21 protein-coding genes are annotated in these 18,762 nt (G+C 64.1%); 15 read left to right on the top strand and 6 right to left on the bottom strand.

Annotated features, from left to right (window positions below):
* Positions 1-6 precede the first annotated feature (6 nt).
* Positions 7-609 carry a DUF4823 domain-containing protein gene (locus PotMrB4_RS20235; RefSeq protein WP_172434316.1) on the top strand — a complete coding sequence of 201 codons (603 nt, stop codon included), beginning with the start codon at positions 7-9 and terminating at the stop codon, positions 607-609.
* A gap of 10 nt (positions 610-619) precedes the next feature.
* Complete coding sequence (locus PotMrB4_RS20230; protein ID WP_142015724.1) at positions 620-1,180, top strand: DUF1285 domain-containing protein; 561 nt, start codon at positions 620-622, stop codon at positions 1,178-1,180.
* A gap of 57 nt (positions 1,181-1,237) precedes the next feature.
* On the opposite strand, the gene PotMrB4_RS20225 is transcribed toward PotMrB4_RS20230, so the two are convergent.
* A complete protein-coding gene (locus PotMrB4_RS20225) occupies positions 1,238-2,902 on the bottom strand; it encodes an electron transfer flavoprotein-ubiquinone oxidoreductase (protein ID WP_074970120.1) in 1,665 nt (554 codons plus the stop codon).
* Positions 2,903-3,224: 322 nt separating this feature from the next.
* On the opposite strand from PotMrB4_RS20225, the gene PotMrB4_RS20220 reads away from it, so the two are divergent.
* Positions 3,225-3,974 carry an electron transfer flavoprotein subunit beta/FixA family protein gene (locus tag PotMrB4_RS20220; protein WP_069559679.1) on the top strand — a complete coding sequence of 250 codons (750 nt, stop codon included), beginning with the start codon at positions 3,225-3,227 and terminating at the stop codon, positions 3,972-3,974.
* The gene (locus tag PotMrB4_RS20215) at positions 3,975-4,904 is read left to right on the top strand and encodes an electron transfer flavoprotein subunit alpha/FixB family protein (RefSeq protein ID WP_044412364.1); all 930 of its coding nucleotides are present in this window, start codon (positions 3,975-3,977) and stop codon (positions 4,902-4,904) included. It abuts the gene before it with no gap.
* A gap of 193 nt (positions 4,905-5,097) precedes the next feature.
* Here the strand turns inward: PotMrB4_RS20215 and PotMrB4_RS20210 are convergent, their stop codons facing one another.
* Positions 5,098-6,648, bottom strand: a complete 1,551-nt coding sequence (locus tag PotMrB4_RS20210; RefSeq protein WP_172434315.1) for a glycoside hydrolase family 17 protein — start codon at positions 6,646-6,648, stop codon at positions 5,098-5,100.
* Positions 6,649-6,763: 115 nt separating this feature from the next.
* Positions 6,764-6,985, bottom strand: coding sequence for a DUF2061 domain-containing protein (locus PotMrB4_RS20205; protein WP_044412359.1), 222 nt, complete (start codon positions 6,983-6,985; stop codon positions 6,764-6,766).
* Between the two features lie 223 nt (positions 6,986-7,208).
* On the opposite strand from PotMrB4_RS20205, the gene PotMrB4_RS20200 reads away from it, so the two are divergent.
* Both PotMrB4_RS20200 and PotMrB4_RS20195 read left to right on the top strand, forming a co-directional pair.
* Positions 7,209-7,520 carry a DUF485 domain-containing protein gene (locus PotMrB4_RS20200; RefSeq protein WP_044412356.1) on the top strand — a complete coding sequence of 104 codons (312 nt, stop codon included), beginning with the start codon at positions 7,209-7,211 and terminating at the stop codon, positions 7,518-7,520.
* Complete coding sequence (locus PotMrB4_RS20195; protein ID WP_142015742.1) at positions 7,517-9,184, top strand: cation acetate symporter; 1,668 nt, start codon at positions 7,517-7,519, stop codon at positions 9,182-9,184. Before PotMrB4_RS20200 ends, PotMrB4_RS20195 begins: the two co-directional genes overlap by 4 nt.
* A gap of 71 nt (positions 9,185-9,255) precedes the next feature.
* Here the strand turns inward: PotMrB4_RS20195 and PotMrB4_RS20190 are convergent, their stop codons facing one another.
* Positions 9,256-9,414: a DUF3309 family protein gene (locus PotMrB4_RS20190; RefSeq protein ID WP_044412351.1), complete on the bottom strand. Its 159-nt coding sequence runs from the start codon at positions 9,412-9,414 to the stop codon at positions 9,256-9,258.
* A 176-nt stretch (positions 9,415-9,590) separates the two neighbouring features.
* On the opposite strand from PotMrB4_RS20190, the gene PotMrB4_RS20185 reads away from it, so the two are divergent.
* The 7 genes from PotMrB4_RS20185 to PotMrB4_RS20155 all read left to right on the top strand — a co-directional run bounded on the left by PotMrB4_RS20185 (position 9,591) and on the right by PotMrB4_RS20155 (position 14,134).
* Positions 9,591-9,968, top strand: coding sequence for a DUF2784 domain-containing protein (locus tag PotMrB4_RS20185; RefSeq protein WP_172434314.1), 378 nt, complete (start codon positions 9,591-9,593; stop codon positions 9,966-9,968).
* A 148-nt stretch (positions 9,969-10,116) separates the two neighbouring features.
* Positions 10,117-10,929: an SDR family oxidoreductase gene (locus tag PotMrB4_RS20180; protein WP_074970130.1), complete on the top strand. Its 813-nt coding sequence runs from the start codon at positions 10,117-10,119 to the stop codon at positions 10,927-10,929.
* A gap of 127 nt (positions 10,930-11,056) precedes the next feature.
* Positions 11,057-12,196, top strand: coding sequence for an MFS transporter (locus tag PotMrB4_RS20175; protein WP_202119553.1), 1,140 nt, complete (start codon positions 11,057-11,059; stop codon positions 12,194-12,196).
* A 68-nt stretch (positions 12,197-12,264) separates the two neighbouring features.
* Positions 12,265-12,693, top strand: a complete 429-nt coding sequence (locus PotMrB4_RS20170) for a hypothetical protein (RefSeq protein ID WP_074970134.1) — start codon at positions 12,265-12,267, stop codon at positions 12,691-12,693.
* 43 nt (positions 12,694-12,736) lie between these two features.
* The gene (locus tag PotMrB4_RS20165) at positions 12,737-13,069 is read left to right on the top strand and encodes a YnfA family protein (RefSeq protein ID WP_074970136.1); all 333 of its coding nucleotides are present in this window, start codon (positions 12,737-12,739) and stop codon (positions 13,067-13,069) included.
* Between the two features lie 136 nt (positions 13,070-13,205).
* Positions 13,206-13,520, top strand: coding sequence for a hypothetical protein (locus PotMrB4_RS20160; protein ID WP_044412331.1), 315 nt, complete (start codon positions 13,206-13,208; stop codon positions 13,518-13,520).
* 188 nt (positions 13,521-13,708) lie between these two features.
* Entirely contained in the window at positions 13,709-14,134 is a 426-nt protein-coding gene (locus PotMrB4_RS20155; RefSeq protein ID WP_044412328.1) for an organic hydroperoxide resistance protein, read from the top strand.
* Positions 14,135-14,179: 45 nt separating this feature from the next.
* Here PotMrB4_RS20155 and mdtI read toward each other — a convergent pair whose 3' ends face one another.
* The gene (gene mdtI / locus PotMrB4_RS20150) at positions 14,180-14,509 is read right to left on the bottom strand and encodes a multidrug/spermidine efflux SMR transporter subunit MdtI (protein WP_044412325.1); all 330 of its coding nucleotides are present in this window, start codon (positions 14,507-14,509) and stop codon (positions 14,180-14,182) included.
* Positions 14,506-14,862: an SMR family transporter gene (locus tag PotMrB4_RS20145; protein ID WP_044412322.1), complete on the bottom strand. Its 357-nt coding sequence runs from the start codon at positions 14,860-14,862 to the stop codon at positions 14,506-14,508. Before PotMrB4_RS20145 ends, mdtI begins: the two co-directional genes overlap by 4 nt.
* A 515-nt stretch (positions 14,863-15,377) precedes the next feature.
* On the opposite strand from PotMrB4_RS20145, the gene acs reads away from it, so the two are divergent.
* On the top strand, positions 15,378-17,333 hold the full coding sequence (acs, locus tag PotMrB4_RS20140) for an acetate--CoA ligase (protein ID WP_044412319.1): 1,956 nt from the start codon (positions 15,378-15,380) through the stop codon (positions 17,331-17,333).
* 546 nt (positions 17,334-17,879) lie between these two features.
* On the top strand, positions 17,880-18,662 hold the full coding sequence (locus tag PotMrB4_RS20135; protein WP_044412316.1) for an ABC transporter substrate-binding protein: 783 nt from the start codon (positions 17,880-17,882) through the stop codon (positions 18,660-18,662).
* The last annotated feature ends 100 nt before the right edge of the window (positions 18,663-18,762 follow it).

Genomic DNA, 18,762 nt, shown 5'->3' with positions numbered 1-18,762 from the left:
AACGTTATGCATAGGCTGATGGTGTTGCTGGTGATCGTGGCGTTGGGTGGCTGCATGAAGGTGAGCGACCTGGCCCTGGGCGCGCGGGACCACATGAGCGATGCGGGCCTGCTGGACCACAGCGAGACGCGCCGTGCCAATACGTGGCGCCTGCAGGCGGACTCCCTCATCTATATCGCCCAGAGCTCCTTCATGCCGGAGAACGGCACCCATACCCGGCCGAACGTGGTGGCGGAGGAGGCGTTCCGGGGCTTCGTCGAGTATTTCCCCATGGTCCGTCGCGCACGCCAGCCAGTGAGCCTGGAGCAGGCGATGAGCGAGGCACGGGCGGTTGGGGCGAACTACCTGCTGTATACGCGCTTCGCCGATGCGGACGACCGGATCGGCACGCTGGAAGAGTGGGAGGACCAGGAAGCGGTGGATCGGCTCGGCGTCGACAACGGCGTGATCCAGCTGATGCTGATCGAGACCAACACACGCTACCTGGTGGACACCGCGCGGATCACCAACCGCGGCGGGCTGTTCACCTTCTATGACCAGAAGCCCGAGGACCTGATCGGTCCGCCCCTGAGAGAGTACGCGCGCAGCCTGTTGGGGCTGAGCCGCTGAGGAGGATGCCATGAGCGATACAGGCAAGGCAGGTGATCTGCTGGCACAGCTGCCCAAGGGAAAGGGGCTGCCACCTGTCCACCTGTGGAACCCCGATTTCTGTGGCGACATCGACATGCGCATCGCCCGGGACGGGACCTGGTACTACCTCGGTTCGCCCATCGGGCGAAAGCCGATGGTGCGGCTGTTCTCGTCCATCATCCGCCGCGACGGCGATGACTACTTCCTGGTGACACCGGTGGAAAAGGTCGGCATCACCGTCGAGGACGCGCCCTTTGTTGCGGTAAGTGTCGAGGTGAGCGGGGAGGGCGAGCGTCAGGTGCTGCGCTTCGTCACGCATGTCGAGGACGAGGTGGAGGCCGGCGCCGAGCATCCCATTCGCGTGGTGATCGATCCGGTCACCCAGGAGCCTTCGCCCTATGTGCATGTGCGGGCCAACCTGGAGGCGCTGATCCACCGCAACGTCTTCTACCAACTGGTCGAGCTGGCGGTGGTGCGCGAGATCGATGGCCGCCGCTGGCTGGGCGTTTGGTCGGGCGGGGAGTTCTTCCCGATCGGCGAGGAGCCTTGATCGGCTTTCCCACAAGCAACAAAAAAGGCCCCTTGGGGCCTTTTCTGTTTGTGGCGATTACATGTTGGGGTAGTTCGGGCCGCCGGTGCCTTCCGGGGCAACCCAGGTGATGTTCTGCGCCGGGTCCTTGATGTCGCAGGTCTTGCAGTGGACGCAGTTCTGGGCGTTGATCTGGAAGCGCTTGTTGCCGTCTTCCTGGGTCACCACCTCGTATACGCCGGCCGGGCAGTAGCGCTGGGCGGGCTCGTCGTACAGCGGCAGGTTCTTCTCGAGCGGAATGCTCGGGTCGGTGAGCTTCAGGTGGCAGGGTTGTTCCTCTTCGTGGTTGGTGTTGGAGAGGAATACCGAGGACAGCTTGTCGAAGCTGATCTTGCCGTCCGGCTTCGGATAGTCGATGCGCTGGGACTGGGCGGCGGGCTTCAGGCAGGCGTAGTCCGGCTTGTTGTCATGCAGGGTGAAGGGAATCTTGCCGCCGAACCAGTTCTGGTCGATGTAGTTGAACGCACCGCCGACCAGGGCGCCGTACTTGTGGATGGCGGCACCGAAGTTGCGGCTGCAGAACAGCTCGTCGTACAGCCAGCTGGACTTGAAGGCATCGACGTAGCCGGTCAGCTCGTCCCCACCTTCCTTGCCGGCGGCCAGAGCGGCGGCGATGGCCTCCGCAGCAAGCATGCCGGACTTCATGGCGGTGTGGCTGCCCTTGATCTTGGCGAAGTTCAGGGTGCCCAGGTCGCAGCCGATCAGCGCGCCGCCTGGGAAGACCATCTTCGGCAGGGAGTTCAGACCGCCCTTGCAGATGGCGCGGGCACCGTAGGCGACGCGCTTGCCGCCTTCCAGGTACTGCTTGATCACCGGGTGGTGCTTGTAGCGCTGGAACTCGTCGAACGGCGAGAGGTAGGGGTTGGCGTACGACAGGTCGATGATCAGGCCCACGACCACCTGGTTGTTCTCCAGGTGATAAAGGAAGGAGCCGCCGGTGTTCTCGGTGCCCATGATGTCCATCGGCCAGCCGGCGGTGTGCACCACCAGGCCCTGCTCGTGCTTGGACGGGTCGATGTCCCAGATCTCCTTGATGCCGATGCCGTAGTGCTGGGCGTCGGCCTCGGAGTCGAGGTTGTATTTCTTGATCAGCTGCTTGCCGATGTGGCCACGGCAGCCTTCGGCGAAGAGGGTGTACTTGGCACGCAGTTCCATGCCGGGGGTGTAGTAGCCTTCCTTCGGGTGGCCCTCACGGTCGACACCGAGGTCGCCGGTGACGATGCCGCGAACTACGCCATTCTCGTCGATCAGCGCTTCCTGGGCGGCGAAGCCCGGGTAGATCTCGACGCCCAGGCCTTCGGCCTGCTGGGCCAGCCAGCGGCACAGGTTGCCCAGGGAGATGATGTAGTTGCCCTCGTTGTGCATGGTCTTGGGCACGAAGAGGTCGGGGATCTTGATCGCGCCCTCGGCATCCTTGAGCATATAGATGTCGTCGCGCTTGACCGGAGTGTTTAGCGGAGCGCCCAGCTCCTTCCAGTCAGGGAACAGTTCGTTGAGCGCGCGGGGTTCGAAGACTGCACCCGAGAGGATGTGGGCGCCGACTTCGGAACCTTTCTCGACCACGCATACGCTGATCTCCTGACCAGCTTCGGCGGCCTTCTGCTTCAGTCGGCATGCTGCGGACAGGCCAGACGGGCCGGCGCCGACGATGACGACGTCGAATTCCATGTATTCGCGTTCCACTGTCTATCTCCTCAAGGCTCTCTTCGATGTTTTATGTGGGAGGGCTAGGCTCGATCCCTGACCAGAGCTGGCGCATTATATCCACACCCTTTGGCGGGTCCAATACAAACGTTTGTTTGAATTTTGTCAAAGCCTGATAGGATAAGGCTCTGCGGCTTATGACTGGGTATTTTCCCGTATTGACCGGTTTGGGTGTTACGGTCAAGATACGGTCGGTTTTGCACTCGCCGTATGGGCTGACCGTCGGTTCCGGCCGATGAGCATCACCCGCCAGGTTCGCCTTGGCGACATTCTTATTTCACCGGAGAGTAACGAGGAATCCATGAAGGTTCTTGTAGCTGTCAAACGAGTGGTCGACTACAACGTCAAGGTCCGCGTCAAGGCGGACAACTCCGGCGTCGACCTCGCCAACGTCAAGATGTCGATGAACCCCTTCTGCGAGATCGCTGTCGAAGAGGCCGTGCGTCTGAAGGAAAAAGGCGTCGCGACCGAAATCGTCGTCGTCACCATTGGCCCGAACACCGCTCAAGAGCAGCTGCGTACTGCCCTGGCTCTCGGTGCTGACCGCGCCATCCTGGTCGAGTCGGCCGATGAGCTGAACTCCCTGGCCGTCGCCAAGCTGCTGAAAGCCGTCGTGGACAAGGAGCAACCCCAGCTCGTGATCCTCGGCAAGCAGTCCATCGACAGCGACAACAATCAGACCGGCCAGATGCTGGGCGCCCTCACTGGCTTCGCCCAGGGCACCTTCGCCTCCAAGGTCGAAGTCGCTGGCGACAAGGTCAACGTCACCCGTGAGATCGACGGCGGCCTGCAGACCGTGGCCCTGAACCTCCCGGCCATCGTCACCACCGACCTGCGTCTGAACGAGCCGCGCTACGCTTCGCTGCCGAACATCATGAAGGCCAAGAAGAAGCCGCTGGACGTGGTTACCCCCGACGCCCTGGGCGTTTCCACCGCCTCCACCGTCAAGACCCTGAAAGTCGAAGCGCCTGCTGCCCGCAGCGCCGGCATCAAGGTCAAGTCCGTGGCTGAACTGGTCGAGAAACTGAAGAACGAGGCGAAGGTAATCTAAATGGCTATCCTGGTTATCGCTGAACACACTAACTCCGCCCTGGCCGCCGCTACCCTGAACGTAGTGACCGCTGCCCAGAAGATCGGCGGCGACATTCACGTCCTGGTTGCCGGTTCCGGCGTTGGCGGTGCTGCCGAAGCGGCTGCCAAGGTTGCTGGCGTTTCCAAGGTACTGGTTGCTGACAACGCGGCTTTCGCCCATCAGCTGCCGGAAAACGTCGCGCCCCTGATCGCCGAGCTGGGCAAGGGCTACAGCCACGTTCTGGCTGCTGCCACCACCAACGGCAAGAACTTCCTGCCGCGCGCTGCTGCGCTGCTGGACGTCGACCAGATCTCCGAGATCATCGCTGTTGAAAGTGCCGACACCTTCAAGCGTCCGATCTACGCCGGTAACGCCATCGCCACCGTGCAGTCCACTGCTGCCATCAAGGTGATCACCGTTCGTACCACCGGCTTCGACGCTGCTGCTGCCGAAGGTGGCTCCGCCGCCATCGAAGCCGTGGGCGCTGCCAACGACGCTGGCAAGTCCGCCTTCGTGGGTGAAGAGCTGGCCAAGTCCGACCGTCCCGAACTGACCGCAGCCAAGATCGTCGTCTCCGGCGGCCGTGGCATGGGCAACGGCGACAACTTCAAGCACCTGTACTCCCTGGCCGACAAGCTGGGCGCTGCCGTCGGTGCTTCTCGCGCCGCCGTCGACGCCGGCTTCGTGCCGAACGACATGCAGGTCGGCCAGACCGGCAAGATCGTCGCCCCGCAGCTGTACATCGCCGTGGGCATCTCCGGTGCCATCCAGCACCTGGCCGGCATGAAGGACTCCAAGGTCATCGTCGCCATCAACAAGGACGAAGAAGCCCCGATCTTCCAGGTGGCTGACTACGGCCTGGTGGCTGACCTGTTCGAAGCCGTACCCGAGCTGGAAAAGCTGGTCTGATCCCGCTGCTCCAGTCGTGAAGAAGCCCGCCTCCTGGCGGGCTTTTTCATGCCTGCATGATTCCTGGCGGCAACCATCCCTGACCTGCCTCCTGATGTCTGCGTACGTCCCTGCTTCGCTCATGGACGGGCGCTGCAGCACCCGCAACAAAAAGCCCGCCATGAGGCGGGCTCTTCGCGCGGTCCAGCCGGTCTCAGCGTGTCAGCTTCAGGCTGCGAACCATCGCCAGGGTCATCAGCAGGGCGGTGAAAGCCCAGCCGATGGCCTGGATGTTGCCCAGGGTTTCCTCGACAAGCTGGGGAATGATCCCCAGGCCGATCATTAGGGCCAGCAGCAGCGTCTCGCGGCGCGAGGCGCTGACCGGGCGGGCGAGATAGAACAGAGCCGGCAGCAGCAGTGCTGCGCTGGGGAAGCTGCGGTAGCGCGCATCGAATACCAGGCCCAGCATCAGCACCGCGCCGACGAAGCCGGCACCGAGCAGCCACCAGCCGCCACGGGCTTCCAGCCAGGCGAACAGGCGTTCACGCGCTGCACCCCGGGCGGACAGGCTCAGCACACCGTGGGCCAGCACCACCAGGTTCAGCGCCACGATGGCGGCGGCCCAGGCCCACTCGCCGGCATAGCGTGCGGTCACGCGGGTCAGCTCGGCCCACATGCCGATGCTGCCGGCGCCCAGGGCGGCCAGCAGCGGCATCAGCCAGGCCGCGCGCACCGAGGCGGGGCGGCCACCCAGAGCGAGCGCGACCAGGAACAACAGGGCGCTGGCGCCCAGCCAGTTCGGCCAGTGGGGGAGGTTGGAGACCGGCCCGGCCAGCACGCCTTTCTCGGTACGGTCGGCGCTGAACAGGCCCCAGTAGCCGCCCACCGCGCCTTCGCTGACGCGCTTCCAGGGCTGGTCGAAGGCTTCGATCAGGTTGTAGCGCCAGCCGTTTTCCTCGGCCATGTGGACGAAGCCACGGATGAACTTGGCCTCGTTGACACGGCTGGGCAGGGCGGTTTCGCGCTGGCGTCCCTCGCTGGGCCAGCCGGTCTCGCCGATCAGGATGTCCTTGGGCGCGAAGCGCTTGCCGAAGTCCTCGCGGATCTCGCCGACGTGGGCGAGGGCCTCGTCGATCCCCGCCGGGTCGTCTTCCCAGTAGGGCAGCAGGTGGATGGTGAGGAAGTCCACCGCCGGAGCCACCTCCGGATGGCGCAGCCAGAACTCCCACACATCGGCGTAGGTCACCGGTTGCTTCACCTGGGCTTTCACCTCGGTGATGAGCTTGGCCAGCTGGGCGCCGGTCACTTCCTTGCGCAGCAGGGTCTCGTTGCCGACGATCACTGCCTCGACCACGTCCGGGTTGGCGTTGGCGGCTTTCACCAGCGCGGTGATTTCCTTGCCGGTGTCCACCGGGTTGCCGTTGACCCAGGCGCCGAGCATCAGCTTCAGCCCGTGCTTGCGGGCCAGCTCCGGCATGGCTTCGAGGCCGGTCATCGAATAGGTGCGCACGCAGTGGAAGCGCGTCGCCAGCAGCGCCAGGTCGGCATCCATGCGTTCGGGGCGCAGGACGAACGGCTGGTCGAACGGCGATTGGTCCTTGTCGAACGGGCTGTAGGACGCGCATTGCAGCTTGTGGGTCGGCGTGGCGGCGTCCGGCAGGATCACTGGCTTGCCCTGGCCGTACCAGAGGCCGGCGAGCGACAGCAGGGCGATCAGAGATGCGAACAGGTAGGGAAACAGGGGGAATCGGCTGGTTGGGCTCATTGGATGTGTCGCGGCTGGCGGCAAAGCGCCGAATCTTAGCGGATTAGCACCCTGCGTAGGAATGTGCCTTTCCTTCCGATCCGCCGCTGCCTGTGTCCAGTCGTTACCGATGGCCTCAGGCGTGGCGATGACCCCAGCCCGCAAAGCCGTTCGCACCATCGATGCCCCGGGCTTCCAGGCGCTTCCAGAGCTTCTCGTGCAGGTGGAAACCCACCGAGTTCACCAAGGGTTCCACCAGGGCCACCAGGCCGCCGACCGTCACGCTGCCGGTGAGCAGGTAGGCCACCGTGAAGGCGATGCCGAAGTGCATGAGGGTGAAGGTCACGGTCTTGAGCATGATGGCGTTCCGCAGTTACGAATGATTCATGTTCGCCAGGCTAATGGCCGTGCGGCGCGGAAGGAAATGCAACGCGGGAATGGTGACGATAGCCCCGGTCAATCAAGGGTGTACGACCTTGGTCTAGAAAGCGGCGGCGCTACGACTAAGGTCGTCTGTCACCCGTGCATGGTCGATCTAGAGTTGCTTTCACCACCCATGTGCTGTGGAGGACAACAACAAAATGAACGACAGCATTTACCAACGGATTCATGAGAATCCGCGCTTCAAGGAACTGGTGACCAAGCGTGAACGTTTCGCCTGGTTGCTCTCTGCCATCATGCTCGGCCTCTACCTGGCTTTCATCCTGCTGATCGCCTTCGAGCCGCAAGTACTGGGCATGCGCCTCAGTGCCGATTCGCCGATCACCCTCGGCATTCCGATCGGCGTCGGGATCATCCTCACCGCCTTCGTCCTGACCGGTGTCTACGTGCGCCGCGCCAACGGCGAGTTCGACCGGCTGAACCAGGAAATCCTCAAGGAGGCGCAGCAATGAGCGCGCGTATTCTCTCGCTTCTTGCCGCCGCGGGCCTGATGGTCGCCGCGCCGGCACTCTGGGCAGCCGGTGCCATCGAAGGCGATGTGCAACGCCAGCCGGTGAACGTATCCGCCATCGTCATGTTCGTGGCCTTCGTCGGCTTCACCCTCTGCATCACCTACTGGGCTTCCAAGCGCAGCAAGTCGACTGCCGACTTCTACACCGCTGGCGGCAGCATCACCGGCTTCCAGAACGGCCTGGCGATTGCCGGCGACTACATGTCCGCCGCGTCCTTCCTGGGCATTTCCGCGCTGGTGTTCACCTCGGGCTATGACGGCCTGATCTACTCCATCGGCTTCCTCGTCGGTTGGCCGGTGATCCTGTTCCTGATCGCCGAACGCCTGCGCAACCTCGGCAAGTACACCTTCGCTGACGTCGCCTCCTACCGCCTGAAGCAGAAGGAAATCCGCACCCTCTCCGCCTGCGGTTCGCTGGTGGTGGTGGCCTTCTACCTGATCGCGCAGATGGTCGGTGCCGGCAAGCTGATCGAGCTGCTGTTCGGCCTGAACTACCACGTCGCCGTGGTGCTGGTGGGCATCCTGATGGTCTGCTACGTGCTGTTCGGCGGCATGCTGGCCACCACCTGGGTACAGATCATCAAGGCCGTGCTGCTGCTCTCCGGCGCCTCCTTCATGGCGATCATGGTGCTCAAGCACGTCAACTTCGACTTCGCTGCCCTGTTCAGCGAGGCCATCAAGGTCCACCCGAAAGGCGAGGCCATCATGAGCCCCGGCGGCCTGGTGAAAGACCCGATCTCGGCCATCTCCCTGGGCCTGGCGCTGATGTTCGGCACCGCTGGCCTGCCGCACATCCTGATGCGCTTCTTCACCGTGAGCGATGCCAAGGAAGCTCGTAAATCGGTGTTCTTCGCCACCGGCTTCATCGGCTACTTCTACATCCTGACCTTCATCATCGGCTTCGGCGCCATCCTGCTGGTCAGCACCAACCCCGCCTTCAAGGACGCCACCGGCGCCCTCATCGGCGGCAACAACATGGCGGCGGTGCACCTGGCCAACGCCGTGGGTGGCAGCCTGTTCCTCGGCTTCATCTCCGCCGTTGCCTTCGCCACCATCCTCGCGGTCGTGGCAGGCCTGACCCTGGCTGGCGCCTCGGCCGTGTCCCACGACCTGTACGCCTCCGTGGTCAAGAAGGGCAAGGCCAACGAGAAGGATGAGCTGCGCGTCTCGAAGATCACCACCGTCGCACTGGGCGTCCTGGCCATCGGCCTGGGCATCCTGTTCGAGAAGCAGAACATCGCCTTCATGGTGGGCCTGGCCTTCTCCATCGCCGCCAGCTGCAACTTCCCGGTGCTGATCCTTTCCATGTACTGGAAGAAGCTGACCACCCGTGGCGCCATGATCGGCGGCTGGCTGGGCCTGGTAACGGCCGTCACGCTGATGATCCTCGGCCCGACCATCTGGGTTCAGATCCTCGGTCACGCCGAAGCCATCTACCCCTACGAGTACCCGGCCCTGTTCTCCATCCTGGTGGCCTTCGTCGGTATCTGGTTCTTCTCCATCACCGACAAGTCCACGGCTGCTGATGAAGAGCGTGCGCGCTTCTTCCCGCAGTTCGTCCGCTCCCAGACCGGCCTGGGGGCCAGTGGCGCCGTCGCCCACTGATCGCTCGGCCAACAAGAAGAAGGGCAGCCATTGGCTGCCCTTTTTCTTTTTCGAGCCGGTCGTACGTCGTGCTAGATGCGGCCCAGCAGCATCAGCACGATGAGGATCACCAGCAGCGCACCGACGATACCGGACGGGCCATAGCCCCAGGAGCGGGAGTGGGGGAAGACCGGCAGTCCGCCGACCAGCAGGAGGATCAGGATCAGCAGCAGGATGGTGCTCAGGCCCATGGTGGACTCCTTGTTTCTGATTGGTTCTGGACTTCCTGGCGCAGGGCGGCAAGGCTTTGCGGCCTTTTCTACCCGTGCCTATGTGTTCCGACTTCAGCGGTGCGCAGCGGGTTCAGGGTGTTTTCATTCCAGCCTTTATCAAGGAGGCGGCGCGGGGATGCGCCGACAGCGAGCGGATGATCGAACGGATCGCGGCGGATGCGGTGGTGCTGGTGCACCTGGCCTTCATTCTTTTCGTGCTGCTGGGTGGGGTGGCTGTGCTGGTGCGCACCTGGATGGCGATGCTGCATCTGCCGGCCGTGGCCTGGGGCGCCTGCATGGAGCTGCTGCACCTGCGCTGTCCGCTGACGGACCTGGAGAACAGCTTGCGGCACGCGGCAGGCGAGTCGGGCTACCCCGGTGGCTTCGTCGAGCGCTACATCCTGCCGGTGATCTACCCGGCCGGGCTGACCGACGCCATCCAGCTCTGGCTGGGCGCCGTGGTCATCAGCCTCAACCTGCTGGTCTACGGGCTGGTGCTGTGGCGTGGACTGAAGCGCCGCACGGCCTTCTGAGGCGTTCTCGGGGATGCCGCTCGCGGAGCGCTGCGCAAGCCCGTGAAGCAACGTTTTGCACCGGTCATTCAGCGTCCTGATTTCGCGCTTCGGCGCCAGGGGCCTCGCTACACTGCGGGCATCTAGCACAGCAGAAGGCACCCTCACCATGCACAACCGCATCATGATCACTGGCGCCGGCTCGGGCCTGGGCCGCGAGATCGCCCTGCGCTGGGCCCGCGAAGGCAGCAAGCTCGCCCTGTCCGACGTCAACGAGGCCGGCCTGGCGGAAACCCTCGCCCTGGTTCGCGAAGCCGGCGGCGATGGCTTCACCCAGCGTTGCGACGTGCGTGACTACAGCCAGCTCACCGCATTCGCTCAGGCCTGCGAGCAGAAGCTCGGTGGCATCGACATCATCGTCAACAACGCTGGCGTCGCCTCCGGCGGCTTCTTCGAGGAACTGTCCCTGGAGGATTGGGACTGGCAGATCGCGATCAACCTCATGGGCGTGGTCAAGGGCTGCAAGGCCTTCCTGCCGCTGCTGCAGAAGAGCCGTGGGCGCATCGTCAACATCGCCTCCATGGCAGCGCTGATGCAGGGCCCGGCCATGAGCAACTACAACGTGGCCAAGGCCGGCGTGGTGGCCCTGTCGGAAAGCCTGCTGATCGAATTGCGCCAGGAGGGTATCGGCGTCCATGTGGTCTGCCCATCCTTCTTCCAGACCAACCTGCTGGACTCCTTCCGTGGCCCGACCCCGGCCATGAAGCAGCAGGTCGGCAAGCTGCTGGAAAGCTCGCCGATCAGCGCCGCCGACATCGCCAGCTACATCTACGACGAAGTGGCCGCCGGCACCTTCATGATCCTGCCCCACGAACAGGGCCGGATGGCCTGGACCATCAAGCAGAAGAACCCCCAGGCCCTCTACGACGAAATGGCCACCATGGCCGAGAAAATGCGCGCCAGGAACCGCCAGGCGTCCTGATCGATCGGTCAATTTATGGGGCTTCCAGCCTTGCCTGGCCGGGGAGGGGAGTAGTAGGGTTCCGCTCCCCGACCTGCCTGTCGACGACCCTGGAAGCCCTGTGAAGCCTGTATCCCGAGCCCTCCTGATGCTCGCCCTGGTGCTGGGCGCGATCAACCTTCGCCCTGGCATCACCTCCCTCGCCCCGCTCATCGAGCGCATTGCCGCCGAGTTGTCCCTGAGCCGGGGGCTGATCAGCCTGACCACCGCATTGCCGGTCCTCTGCATGGGGCTGCTGGCCCCGTTGGCGCCACGCCTGGCTGTGCGCTTCGGGCTGGAGCGGGTCATCGCCGGCTGCCTGGGGTTGATCGGCTTGGCCCTGGCGGCCCGTCTCGGGTCGCACCACAGCGCCGTGCTGATCGGCAGCGCGGCCGCCCTGGGCGCCGGCATCGCCATCGCCGGCCCGCTGATGTCGGGTTTCATCAAGCGCCATTTCCATGACCACGTCGGCCGGGTCGTCGCCTGGTATGCCCTGAGCATGACCGTGGGCGGTGCAGCCGGTGCGGTGCTCACCGAGCCGGTGGTGGTGCTGGCCCAGGGTGGCTGGCACCTGGGCCTGGCCGCCTGGGCCATTCCCGCCGGGGTGGCGATGCTGCTCTGGCTGTGCCTGCCCAACCGTGCCGAAAAAGCCGAGGAGGGCGGGGCGGCTGGCCTGCCCTGGCGTGAGCCGCGTGCGTGGTTGATCACCGCTTTCTTCGCCATCCAGGCCGGCTTGTTCTACGCCCTGGCCACCTGGCTGGTGGCCCGCTACGGCGAGGCCGGCTTCAGCAGCCTGCGCAGCAACAGCCTGTTCAGCCTGTTCATGCTGATGGGGCTGCCCAGCTCCTTCGTGCTGCCCTGGCTGGCCCAGCGTTTCGGCAACCGCTATCACCTGCTGCTGGCCTGCGGCTTCATCAGCACGCTGTGCCTGGCGATGATCACCTTCGCGCCGACCCAGGTGCCCGAGCTCTGGGCGCTGTTGCTGGGCCTGGGGCTCTCCGGCTCCTTCTCCCTGGCCATGGTGCTGCCGCTCTACGAGGTGAACAGCTCCCTCGCCGTCAGCCGCTGGACGGCGATGATGCTGTTCGCCGGCTACAGCCTCGGCAGCCTGACGCCGGTGCTCGCCGGCCTCGGCCGGGACCTGGCGGGCGACTACCAGGGGCCCTTCATGGTCATCACCGCGCTGGCCTCGCTGCTCTGCGTGCTGGCCTGGCTGCTGGGGCGCGGCAAGGCGGATGCGCGGAAATAGCGCGCAGTTCCTTTCCTGGCCGCCGGCCCTGTGTTAGAAGGCTGCCTCAGTTTTCCTGGAGTGCTTGTGTGGACTCTGAATCCATCGTCTATGGCTGCATCCGCGATTGGCCGTCCGATGATCCCGAGGTGCTGGATCATCGCCGCGAGACCAATCGTGAGGTGATCGAGCGCCTGCCTGCCGGCGATATCTGGCCCTTCCTCGGCCGCGAGATGTTCTCCTTCAGCCGTCGCCCCGGGCTCGGCCTCTACCAGACCCAGGTGATTCACTTCGGCGCCAGCTACCCCGCCATCGAGTATGAGTGGAACCTCTGGGTGAAGCAGTTCGAAGCGTTGCTGGAGCAGCTCTACTGGGGCAGCGCCGTGGTGCACCTGGAGACGGAGCTCAACGGCACCCACACCTTCCGCTGGGAAAGCGAACAGGGCTTCCACAGCCCGCAAGAAGCCGGCCTGCGCGTACGCTGCGCCTGGGAACGGGAAGGCGCGCTGCGCGGTTGACATCAGGCGGCCGGCCCCGGTCGCACTCGCCCTGGAGGCACCCATGCTCAACTACCTGTGGTTCTTCCTCGCGGCGCTGTTCGAGATCGCCGGCTGCTACGCCTTCTGGATGTGGTTGCGGCTTGGACGCAGTGCGCTGTGGATCGCCCCCGGGCTGTTGAGCCTCACCCTGTTCGCCCTCCTGCTCACCCGGGTCGAAGCGGCCTACGCGGGGCGGGCCTACGCCGCCTACGGCGGGGTCTACATCGTCGCGTCACTCTGCTGGCTGGCCTTCGTCGAGCGCACCCGCCCGCTGGCCAGCGACTGGCTGGGTGCGGCGCTCTGCATCATCGGTGCCGCCATCATTCTGCTCGGGCCGCGCGTTTCCTCGTCCTGACCCCTCCGTCGCGTTCGTCTGATCCTGTTACTGGTTGGGGTGGAAAGCCGCCCTGCGACTGCTAGATTTTCGCACTCGGTGTTCGAAGATCCCTACGTCAGGCCCGCTCAACCATAACAAGCAGGACGGACCCGCCATGGATACCTGCCAATCGTTTTCGACCGTCGAAATCAAGAACCTGGTGTTCCAGCACCTGTGCGACTGCTCGCCTGCCCAGCAGGTGGTGTTCGCCGCCTGCCGCGTGCCCTTCTATGCCTGCACCCGCCTGCGCTCCGGCGAGCCTGAGGATGTGCTGGTGGTGGCCGAACTGCCCAACGGCATCCTCTATTTCGGCGAGGGTGACGAAGGCTTCGGGCTCGGCCTGCCGGACGGGCAGGGGCGGCTGCATTGCCAGGGGCAATACGCCCTCGCACTGACCCAGGCGCTCAGCCGAGCGGGTTTTCATCGCTAGGCGCGCGGGCAGCTGCGCTGGGCTTATGCCTCGTTGGTATGAGGCTATAGCGAAACGATCCAATGAAATGTCTTGCGCGCAAAATTAATTAGCGATAAATTTATCGCCATGAAGATTTGAGCGCTAAATGAAGTCGCGCAAATCGAATCGGATCCACCCCAACGCAACCTGATCACGAGGACCGCACCATGAGCATCGAAAACGTCGTATACCGCGCCTACGCAGAAGCCACCGGTGGCCGTGATGGCCGTGCCGTTTCCTCCGATGGCGTGCTGGACGTCGCCCTGACCACCCCGCGCGAACTGGGCGGTGCCGGCGGCTCGGGCACCAACCCCGAGCAACTCTTCGCGGCCGGTTACTCGGCGTGCTTCATCGGCGCGATGAAGTTCGTCGCGGCACGGGACAAGTACCCGATGCCGGCTGACGCCTCCATCGAAGGGATCGTCGGCATCGGCGCCATCCCCAACGGCTTCGGCATCGAGGTGGAGCTGCAGATCAGCCTGCCGGGGATGGACAAGGCCCAGGCCCGCGAACTGGTGGACAAGGCCCACATCGTCTGCCCGTACTCCAACGCCACCCGCGGCAACATCGACGTCACCCTGACCCTGGTCTGACCGCCGGCACAAATGAAGAAGGCCCCTCACGGGGCCTTTTTCATGTCAGGCGAGTTTCAGCAGGGTCATGCCGCCTACCAGCAAGCTCAGGCCGAGCCAGCCGCGCCAGGCCAGCCGCTGGCCGAACAGGGCCCAGCCGAGGGCAACGGTGGCGATGATGCCGAAGCCGCCCCAGATGGCGTAGGCCATCGACAGCTCCATGCCCTGCACCGCCTGTGCCAGCGCGGTGAAGGCCGCGAGGATGCAGAGGATGGACAGGCCGCCGAGCAGGCGCCGGCGGAAGCCGTCGGAGTACTTGAGCAGGATGTTGGCCAGGACTTCCAGGACGATGGCCACGCCCAGCCAGGCGAAGTGAATCCAGGTCACGGTGCTCATGCTGCCACCTCCTGGCGAGTCGGCTCGGTCGAGCTGTGGGTACCGAACTTGATCAGCAGGATGCCGGCGATCATCACGCCGATGCCCAGCGCCTTTGCCAGGCCGAGGCTTTCCCCCAGCCAGGCGACGCTGACGGCGGTGATCAGCACGATGCCGATGCCCTCCCAGAGGGCGTAGGCGACCCCGACCGGGACGCGTTTGACGGCCAGTGCCAGGAAGAAATACGACAGGCCGATCAGCCCGTACATCAGCAGGTGCCCCAGCACCGGGTTGTTTTCGTTGGCAAAGGACATGGAGGTGGTGCCGACGACCTCGAAGAAGATCGCTGTCAGAAGATAGATCCAGGAACGCATGGTGCCCTCCCATGGGCATTGCGGGCTCGCCGGCAATGGCGAATCGCCCGTGTTTCGGTTTCGGGTGTGCGCAGGGCGCAGGTGGCCGAAGTCGTCCGGCCCGAATGGGAGGGGCGCTACAGGTCGCCGGTCCAGTGGCCCTCGCGGGACACCAGACGGGAGAAGGACAGGGAAGGGGAGTGACTGTTCAACATAATGAACGGAATATTAGCTTTAGGTATCCATGCGTATCAATCGATAGGTTTTGGCTAAATATTTCCGCGATTGTTACGGATTTGAGCGCGCCTGATTTCTGGGTTGGCAAAAACCTGTGCGCTTTATTGATCGCACTGGGGCTTCGGCGCCCTGGAGCGGCAGACGCTGCCAGGGGCACCTGGAAAACGCGCTGGATGGCCCGTTCCACGGGGCTTAGACCATGGTCCAAGTCCGGTAAGACCATGGTCGAATGGCCCCACTGACAGGCGGGGGATACAAAAGACGGCATACAAAAACAACTACCCGTCGAGGTATGAGACATGAGTGCTGCTTCACTGTATCCGGTGCGTCCCGAGGTGGCTGAAAAGTCGCTGACCAACGAGGCGACCTACAAGGCCATGTACCAGCAGTCGGTGATCAACCCCGATGGTTTCTGGCGCGAGCAGGCTCAGCGCATCGACTGGATCAAGCCGTTCACCAAGGTCAAGCAGACCTCCTTCGACGACCACCACGTCGACATCAAGTGGTTCGCCGACGGCACCCTCAACCTCTCCGCCAACTGCCTGGACCGTCACCTTGCCGAGCGCGGCGACCAACTGGCGATCATCTGGGAGGGCGACGACCCGTCCGAGCACCGCAACATCACCTACCGCGAACTGCACGAAGAAGTGTGCAAGTTCGCCAACGCCCTGCGCGGCCAGGATGTGCACCGCGGTGACGTGGTCACCATCTACATGCCGATGATCCCCGAGGCGGTGGTGGCCATGCTGGCCTGCACCCGTATCGGCGCCATCCACTCCGTGGTCTTCGGCGGCTTCTCTCCCGAGGCCCTGGCCGGTCGCATCATCGACTGCAAGTCCAAGGTGGTGATCACCGCCGACGAAGGCTTGCGTGGCGGCAAGAAGACCCCGCTGAAAGCCAATGTCGACGACGCCCTGACCAACCCCGAGACCAACAGCGTCCAGAAGCTCATCGTGGTCAAGCGCACCGGCTCCACCATCAAGTGGAACCCGCACCGCGACGTCTGGTACGAGGACCTGATGAAGGTCGCCTCCAGCCAGTGCCTGCCGAAGGAAATGGGTGCCGAGGACCCGCTGTTCATCCTTTACACCTCCGGCTCCACCGGTAAGCCCAAGGGCGTGCTGCATACCACCGGCGGCTACCTGGTCTACGCCTCGCTGACCCATGAGCGCGTGTTCGACTACCGCCCGGGCGAAGTCTTCTGGTGCACCGCCGACATCGGCTGGGTCACCGGTCACACCTACCTGGTGTACGGGCCGCTGTCCAACGGCGCCACCACCCTGATGTTCGAGGGCGTGCCGAACTACCCGGACGTCAGCCGCGTCGCCAAGATCATCGACAAGCACAAGGTCAACATCCTCTACACCGCCCCCACCGCCATCCGCGCGATGATGGCCGAGGGCAAGGCAGCCGTGGCCGGGGCCGACGGCTCCAGCCTGCGCCTGCTGGGTTCGGTGGGCGAGCCGATCAACCCGGAAGCCTGGCACTGGTACTACGAGAACGTCGGCCAGTCCCGCTGCCCGATCGTCGACACCTGGTGGCAGACCGAGACCGGCGCCTGCCTGATGACCCCGCTGCCGGGGGCTCACGCCCTCAAGCCGGGTTCTGCCGCGCGGCCCTTCTTCGGCGTGCAGCCGGCCCTGGTGGACAACCTGGGCAACCTGATCGAGGGCGCCGCCGAAGGCAACCTGGTGATCATCGACTCCTGGCCGGGCCAGGCCCGTACCCTGTACGGCGACCATGACCGCTACGTCGACACCTACTTCAAGACCTTCAAGGGCATGTACTTCACCGGTGACGGTGCCCGTCGCGACGAGGACGGCTACTACTGGATCACCGGCCGCGTCGACGACGTGCTCAACGTCTCCGGCCACCGCATGGGCACCGCCGAGATCGAGAGCGCCATGGTCGCCCACCCGAAAGTCGCCGAGGCCGCCGTGGTCGGCGTCCCCCACGACATCAAGGGGCAGGGCATCTATGTCTACGTCACCCTCAACGCCGGTGTGGAATCCTCCGAAGCGCTGCGCCAGGAACTGAAACAGTGGGTGCGTCGCGAGATCGGCCCCATCGCCACGCCGGACGTGATCCAGTGGGCACCCGGCCTGCCCAAGACCCGCTCCGGCAAGATCATGCGCCGCATCCTGCGCAAGATCGCCGTGGCCGAGTACGACACCCTCGGCGACATCTCCACGCTGGCTGATCCTGGCGTGGTGCAGCACCTCATCGACACCCACCGCACCATGCAGGCCGCCTGACTCGGCGACCTCCCGCTCCAGCGAACGCCCCGCCCGGCCACAAGCCCGGCGGGGCGTTCTGCTTCTGGTCGATTGATATCGGACGGTGCCAGCGGCTGGTGCGTTGCAACGGGGGATAGCGAGCGGTAACAGTCGGGGTGTAACCTTGCGCGCCATTCTGGGGCGCCTGGGAGCAGATTGCCCCGGGCTGGTGCTGAATGAGGTGGGGCTGACAGCCTGGTAGCGGGCTGGAGCGCCCGTTTTTACTGGGGTTGTTGGAAAGTGGTCTGGTAATTGCTTTTACAGAAGGTTCTGAATTGAACTGCCTAGTCACGAAAGCAGGTTGCTGTCAACCTCTCCCTCCCGGCCGTCCTGGCCTTTTGTAATTTGTTGTCGCATTGAAGAAATATCGACTTTAGGGCTGTCGCTAGAATGCCGCTCACCCGGCCAAGGCCATTTCCCTGAGTTCAATCAAGGTAAATTCCGCGCCTATTTCTACAATTCGCTGAATGGTCTGGGCACGATCTCTCCTGCCAGCAGATGCTTCCCTATTCCAAGGAGTCAAACATGAAGAAGATTGCCCTTCTCGGCGCTCTGGCGCTGACCCTGCTGTCGCCGCTGGCAGCCACTGCCGATGATTCCAAGCCCCTGCGCATTGGCATCGAGGCCGCTTACCCGCCCTTCGCCTTCAAGACCCCGGACGGCAAGATCACCGGCTTCGACTACGACATCGGCAACGCCCTCTGCGAAGAGATGAAGGTCAAGTGCCAGTGGATCGAGCAGGAGTTCGACGGCCTGATCCCCGCCCTCAAGGTGCGCAAGTTCGACGCCGTGCTGTCCTCGATGACCATCACCGAAGACCGCAAGAAGTCCGTCGACTTCACCAACCGCTACTACCTGACCCCGATCAAGCTGGCAATGAAGGCCGGCACCGTGATCAACGACCCGCTGGTGGACCTGAAGGGCAAGAAGGTCGGCGTCCAGCGCGCCAGCACCTACGACCGCTTCGCCACCGAGGTCTACGCCCCGGCCGGTATCGAAGTGGTGCGCTACAGCTCGCAGAACGAAGTGTTCCTCGACATGACCGCCGGCCGCCTCGACGCGACCCTGGCCGATGCCGTGAACATCGACGACGGCTTCCTCAAGACCGAAGCCGGCAAGGGCTTCGCCCTGGTAGGCCCGGACTACACCGATCCGAAGTACTTCGGTGAAGGCGCCGGCATCGCCGTTCGCAAGGGCGACAAGGCCTTGGCGGACAAGATCAACGCCGCCATCGCCGCCATCCGTGCCAACGGCAAGTACAAGGAAGTCCAGGACAAGTACTTCCAGTTCAACATCTACGGCGAGTAATCCCCTCCGCCCTTCCCCGGAAGTGGCACAACCAGGACGTTGAGGCCGCCCCGCGACCACGGGGCACCTCTAAAAACTACCTGCGTTGTCATCGCGGCGT

The organism is Metapseudomonas otitidis, assembly GCF_011397855.1.
GTDB classification, from domain to species: Bacteria; Pseudomonadota; Gammaproteobacteria; order Pseudomonadales; family Pseudomonadaceae; genus Metapseudomonas; species Metapseudomonas otitidis.
This window is presented reverse-complemented; position numbering and strand designations above follow the sequence as displayed.

What these genes read in the sequence shown, in the direction of transcription:
- PotMrB4_RS20160 (WP_044412331.1), top strand. Translation starts at nt 13,206, where the DNA reads ATGGATACCTGCCAATCGTTTTCGACCGTCGAAATCAAGAACCTGGTG.
- PotMrB4_RS20230 (WP_142015724.1), top strand. Translation starts at nt 620, where the DNA reads ATGAGCGATACAGGCAAGGCAGGTGATCTGCTGGCACAGCTGCCCAAG.
- PotMrB4_RS20200 (WP_044412356.1), top strand. Translation starts at nt 7,209, where the DNA reads ATGAACGACAGCATTTACCAACGGATTCATGAGAATCCGCGCTTCAAG.
- PotMrB4_RS20165 (WP_074970136.1), top strand. Translation starts at nt 12,737, where the DNA reads ATGCTCAACTACCTGTGGTTCTTCCTCGCGGCGCTGTTCGAGATCGCC.
- PotMrB4_RS20185 (WP_172434314.1), top strand. Translation starts at nt 9,591, where the DNA reads ATGATCGAACGGATCGCGGCGGATGCGGTGGTGCTGGTGCACCTGGCC.
- PotMrB4_RS20215 (WP_044412364.1), top strand. Translation starts at nt 3,975, where the DNA reads ATGGCTATCCTGGTTATCGCTGAACACACTAACTCCGCCCTGGCCGCC.
- mdtI (WP_044412325.1), bottom strand. Translation starts at nt 14,509, where the DNA reads ATGAGCACCGTGACCTGGATTCACTTCGCCTGGCTGGGCGTGGCCATC.
- PotMrB4_RS20190 (WP_044412351.1), bottom strand. Translation starts at nt 9,414, where the DNA reads ATGGGCCTGAGCACCATCCTGCTGCTGATCCTGATCCTCCTGCTGGTC.
- PotMrB4_RS20155 (WP_044412328.1), top strand. Translation starts at nt 13,709, where the DNA reads ATGAGCATCGAAAACGTCGTATACCGCGCCTACGCAGAAGCCACCGGT.
- PotMrB4_RS20175 (WP_202119553.1), top strand. Translation starts at nt 11,057, where the DNA reads ATGCTCGCCCTGGTGCTGGGCGCGATCAACCTTCGCCCTGGCATCACC.
- PotMrB4_RS20235 (WP_172434316.1), top strand. Translation starts at nt 7, where the DNA reads ATGCATAGGCTGATGGTGTTGCTGGTGATCGTGGCGTTGGGTGGCTGC.
- PotMrB4_RS20205 (WP_044412359.1), bottom strand. Translation starts at nt 6,985, where the DNA reads ATGCTCAAGACCGTGACCTTCACCCTCATGCACTTCGGCATCGCCTTC.
- PotMrB4_RS20210 (WP_172434315.1), bottom strand. Translation starts at nt 6,648, where the DNA reads ATGAGCCCAACCAGCCGATTCCCCCTGTTTCCCTACCTGTTCGCATCT.
- PotMrB4_RS20220 (WP_069559679.1), top strand. Translation starts at nt 3,225, where the DNA reads ATGAAGGTTCTTGTAGCTGTCAAACGAGTGGTCGACTACAACGTCAAG.
- acs (WP_044412319.1), top strand. Translation starts at nt 15,378, where the DNA reads ATGAGTGCTGCTTCACTGTATCCGGTGCGTCCCGAGGTGGCTGAAAAG.
- PotMrB4_RS20195 (WP_142015742.1), top strand. Translation starts at nt 7,517, where the DNA reads ATGAGCGCGCGTATTCTCTCGCTTCTTGCCGCCGCGGGCCTGATGGTC.
- PotMrB4_RS20180 (WP_074970130.1), top strand. Translation starts at nt 10,117, where the DNA reads ATGCACAACCGCATCATGATCACTGGCGCCGGCTCGGGCCTGGGCCGC.
- PotMrB4_RS20145 (WP_044412322.1), bottom strand. Translation starts at nt 14,862, where the DNA reads ATGCGTTCCTGGATCTATCTTCTGACAGCGATCTTCTTCGAGGTCGTC.
- PotMrB4_RS20135 (WP_044412316.1), top strand. Translation starts at nt 17,880, where the DNA reads ATGAAGAAGATTGCCCTTCTCGGCGCTCTGGCGCTGACCCTGCTGTCG.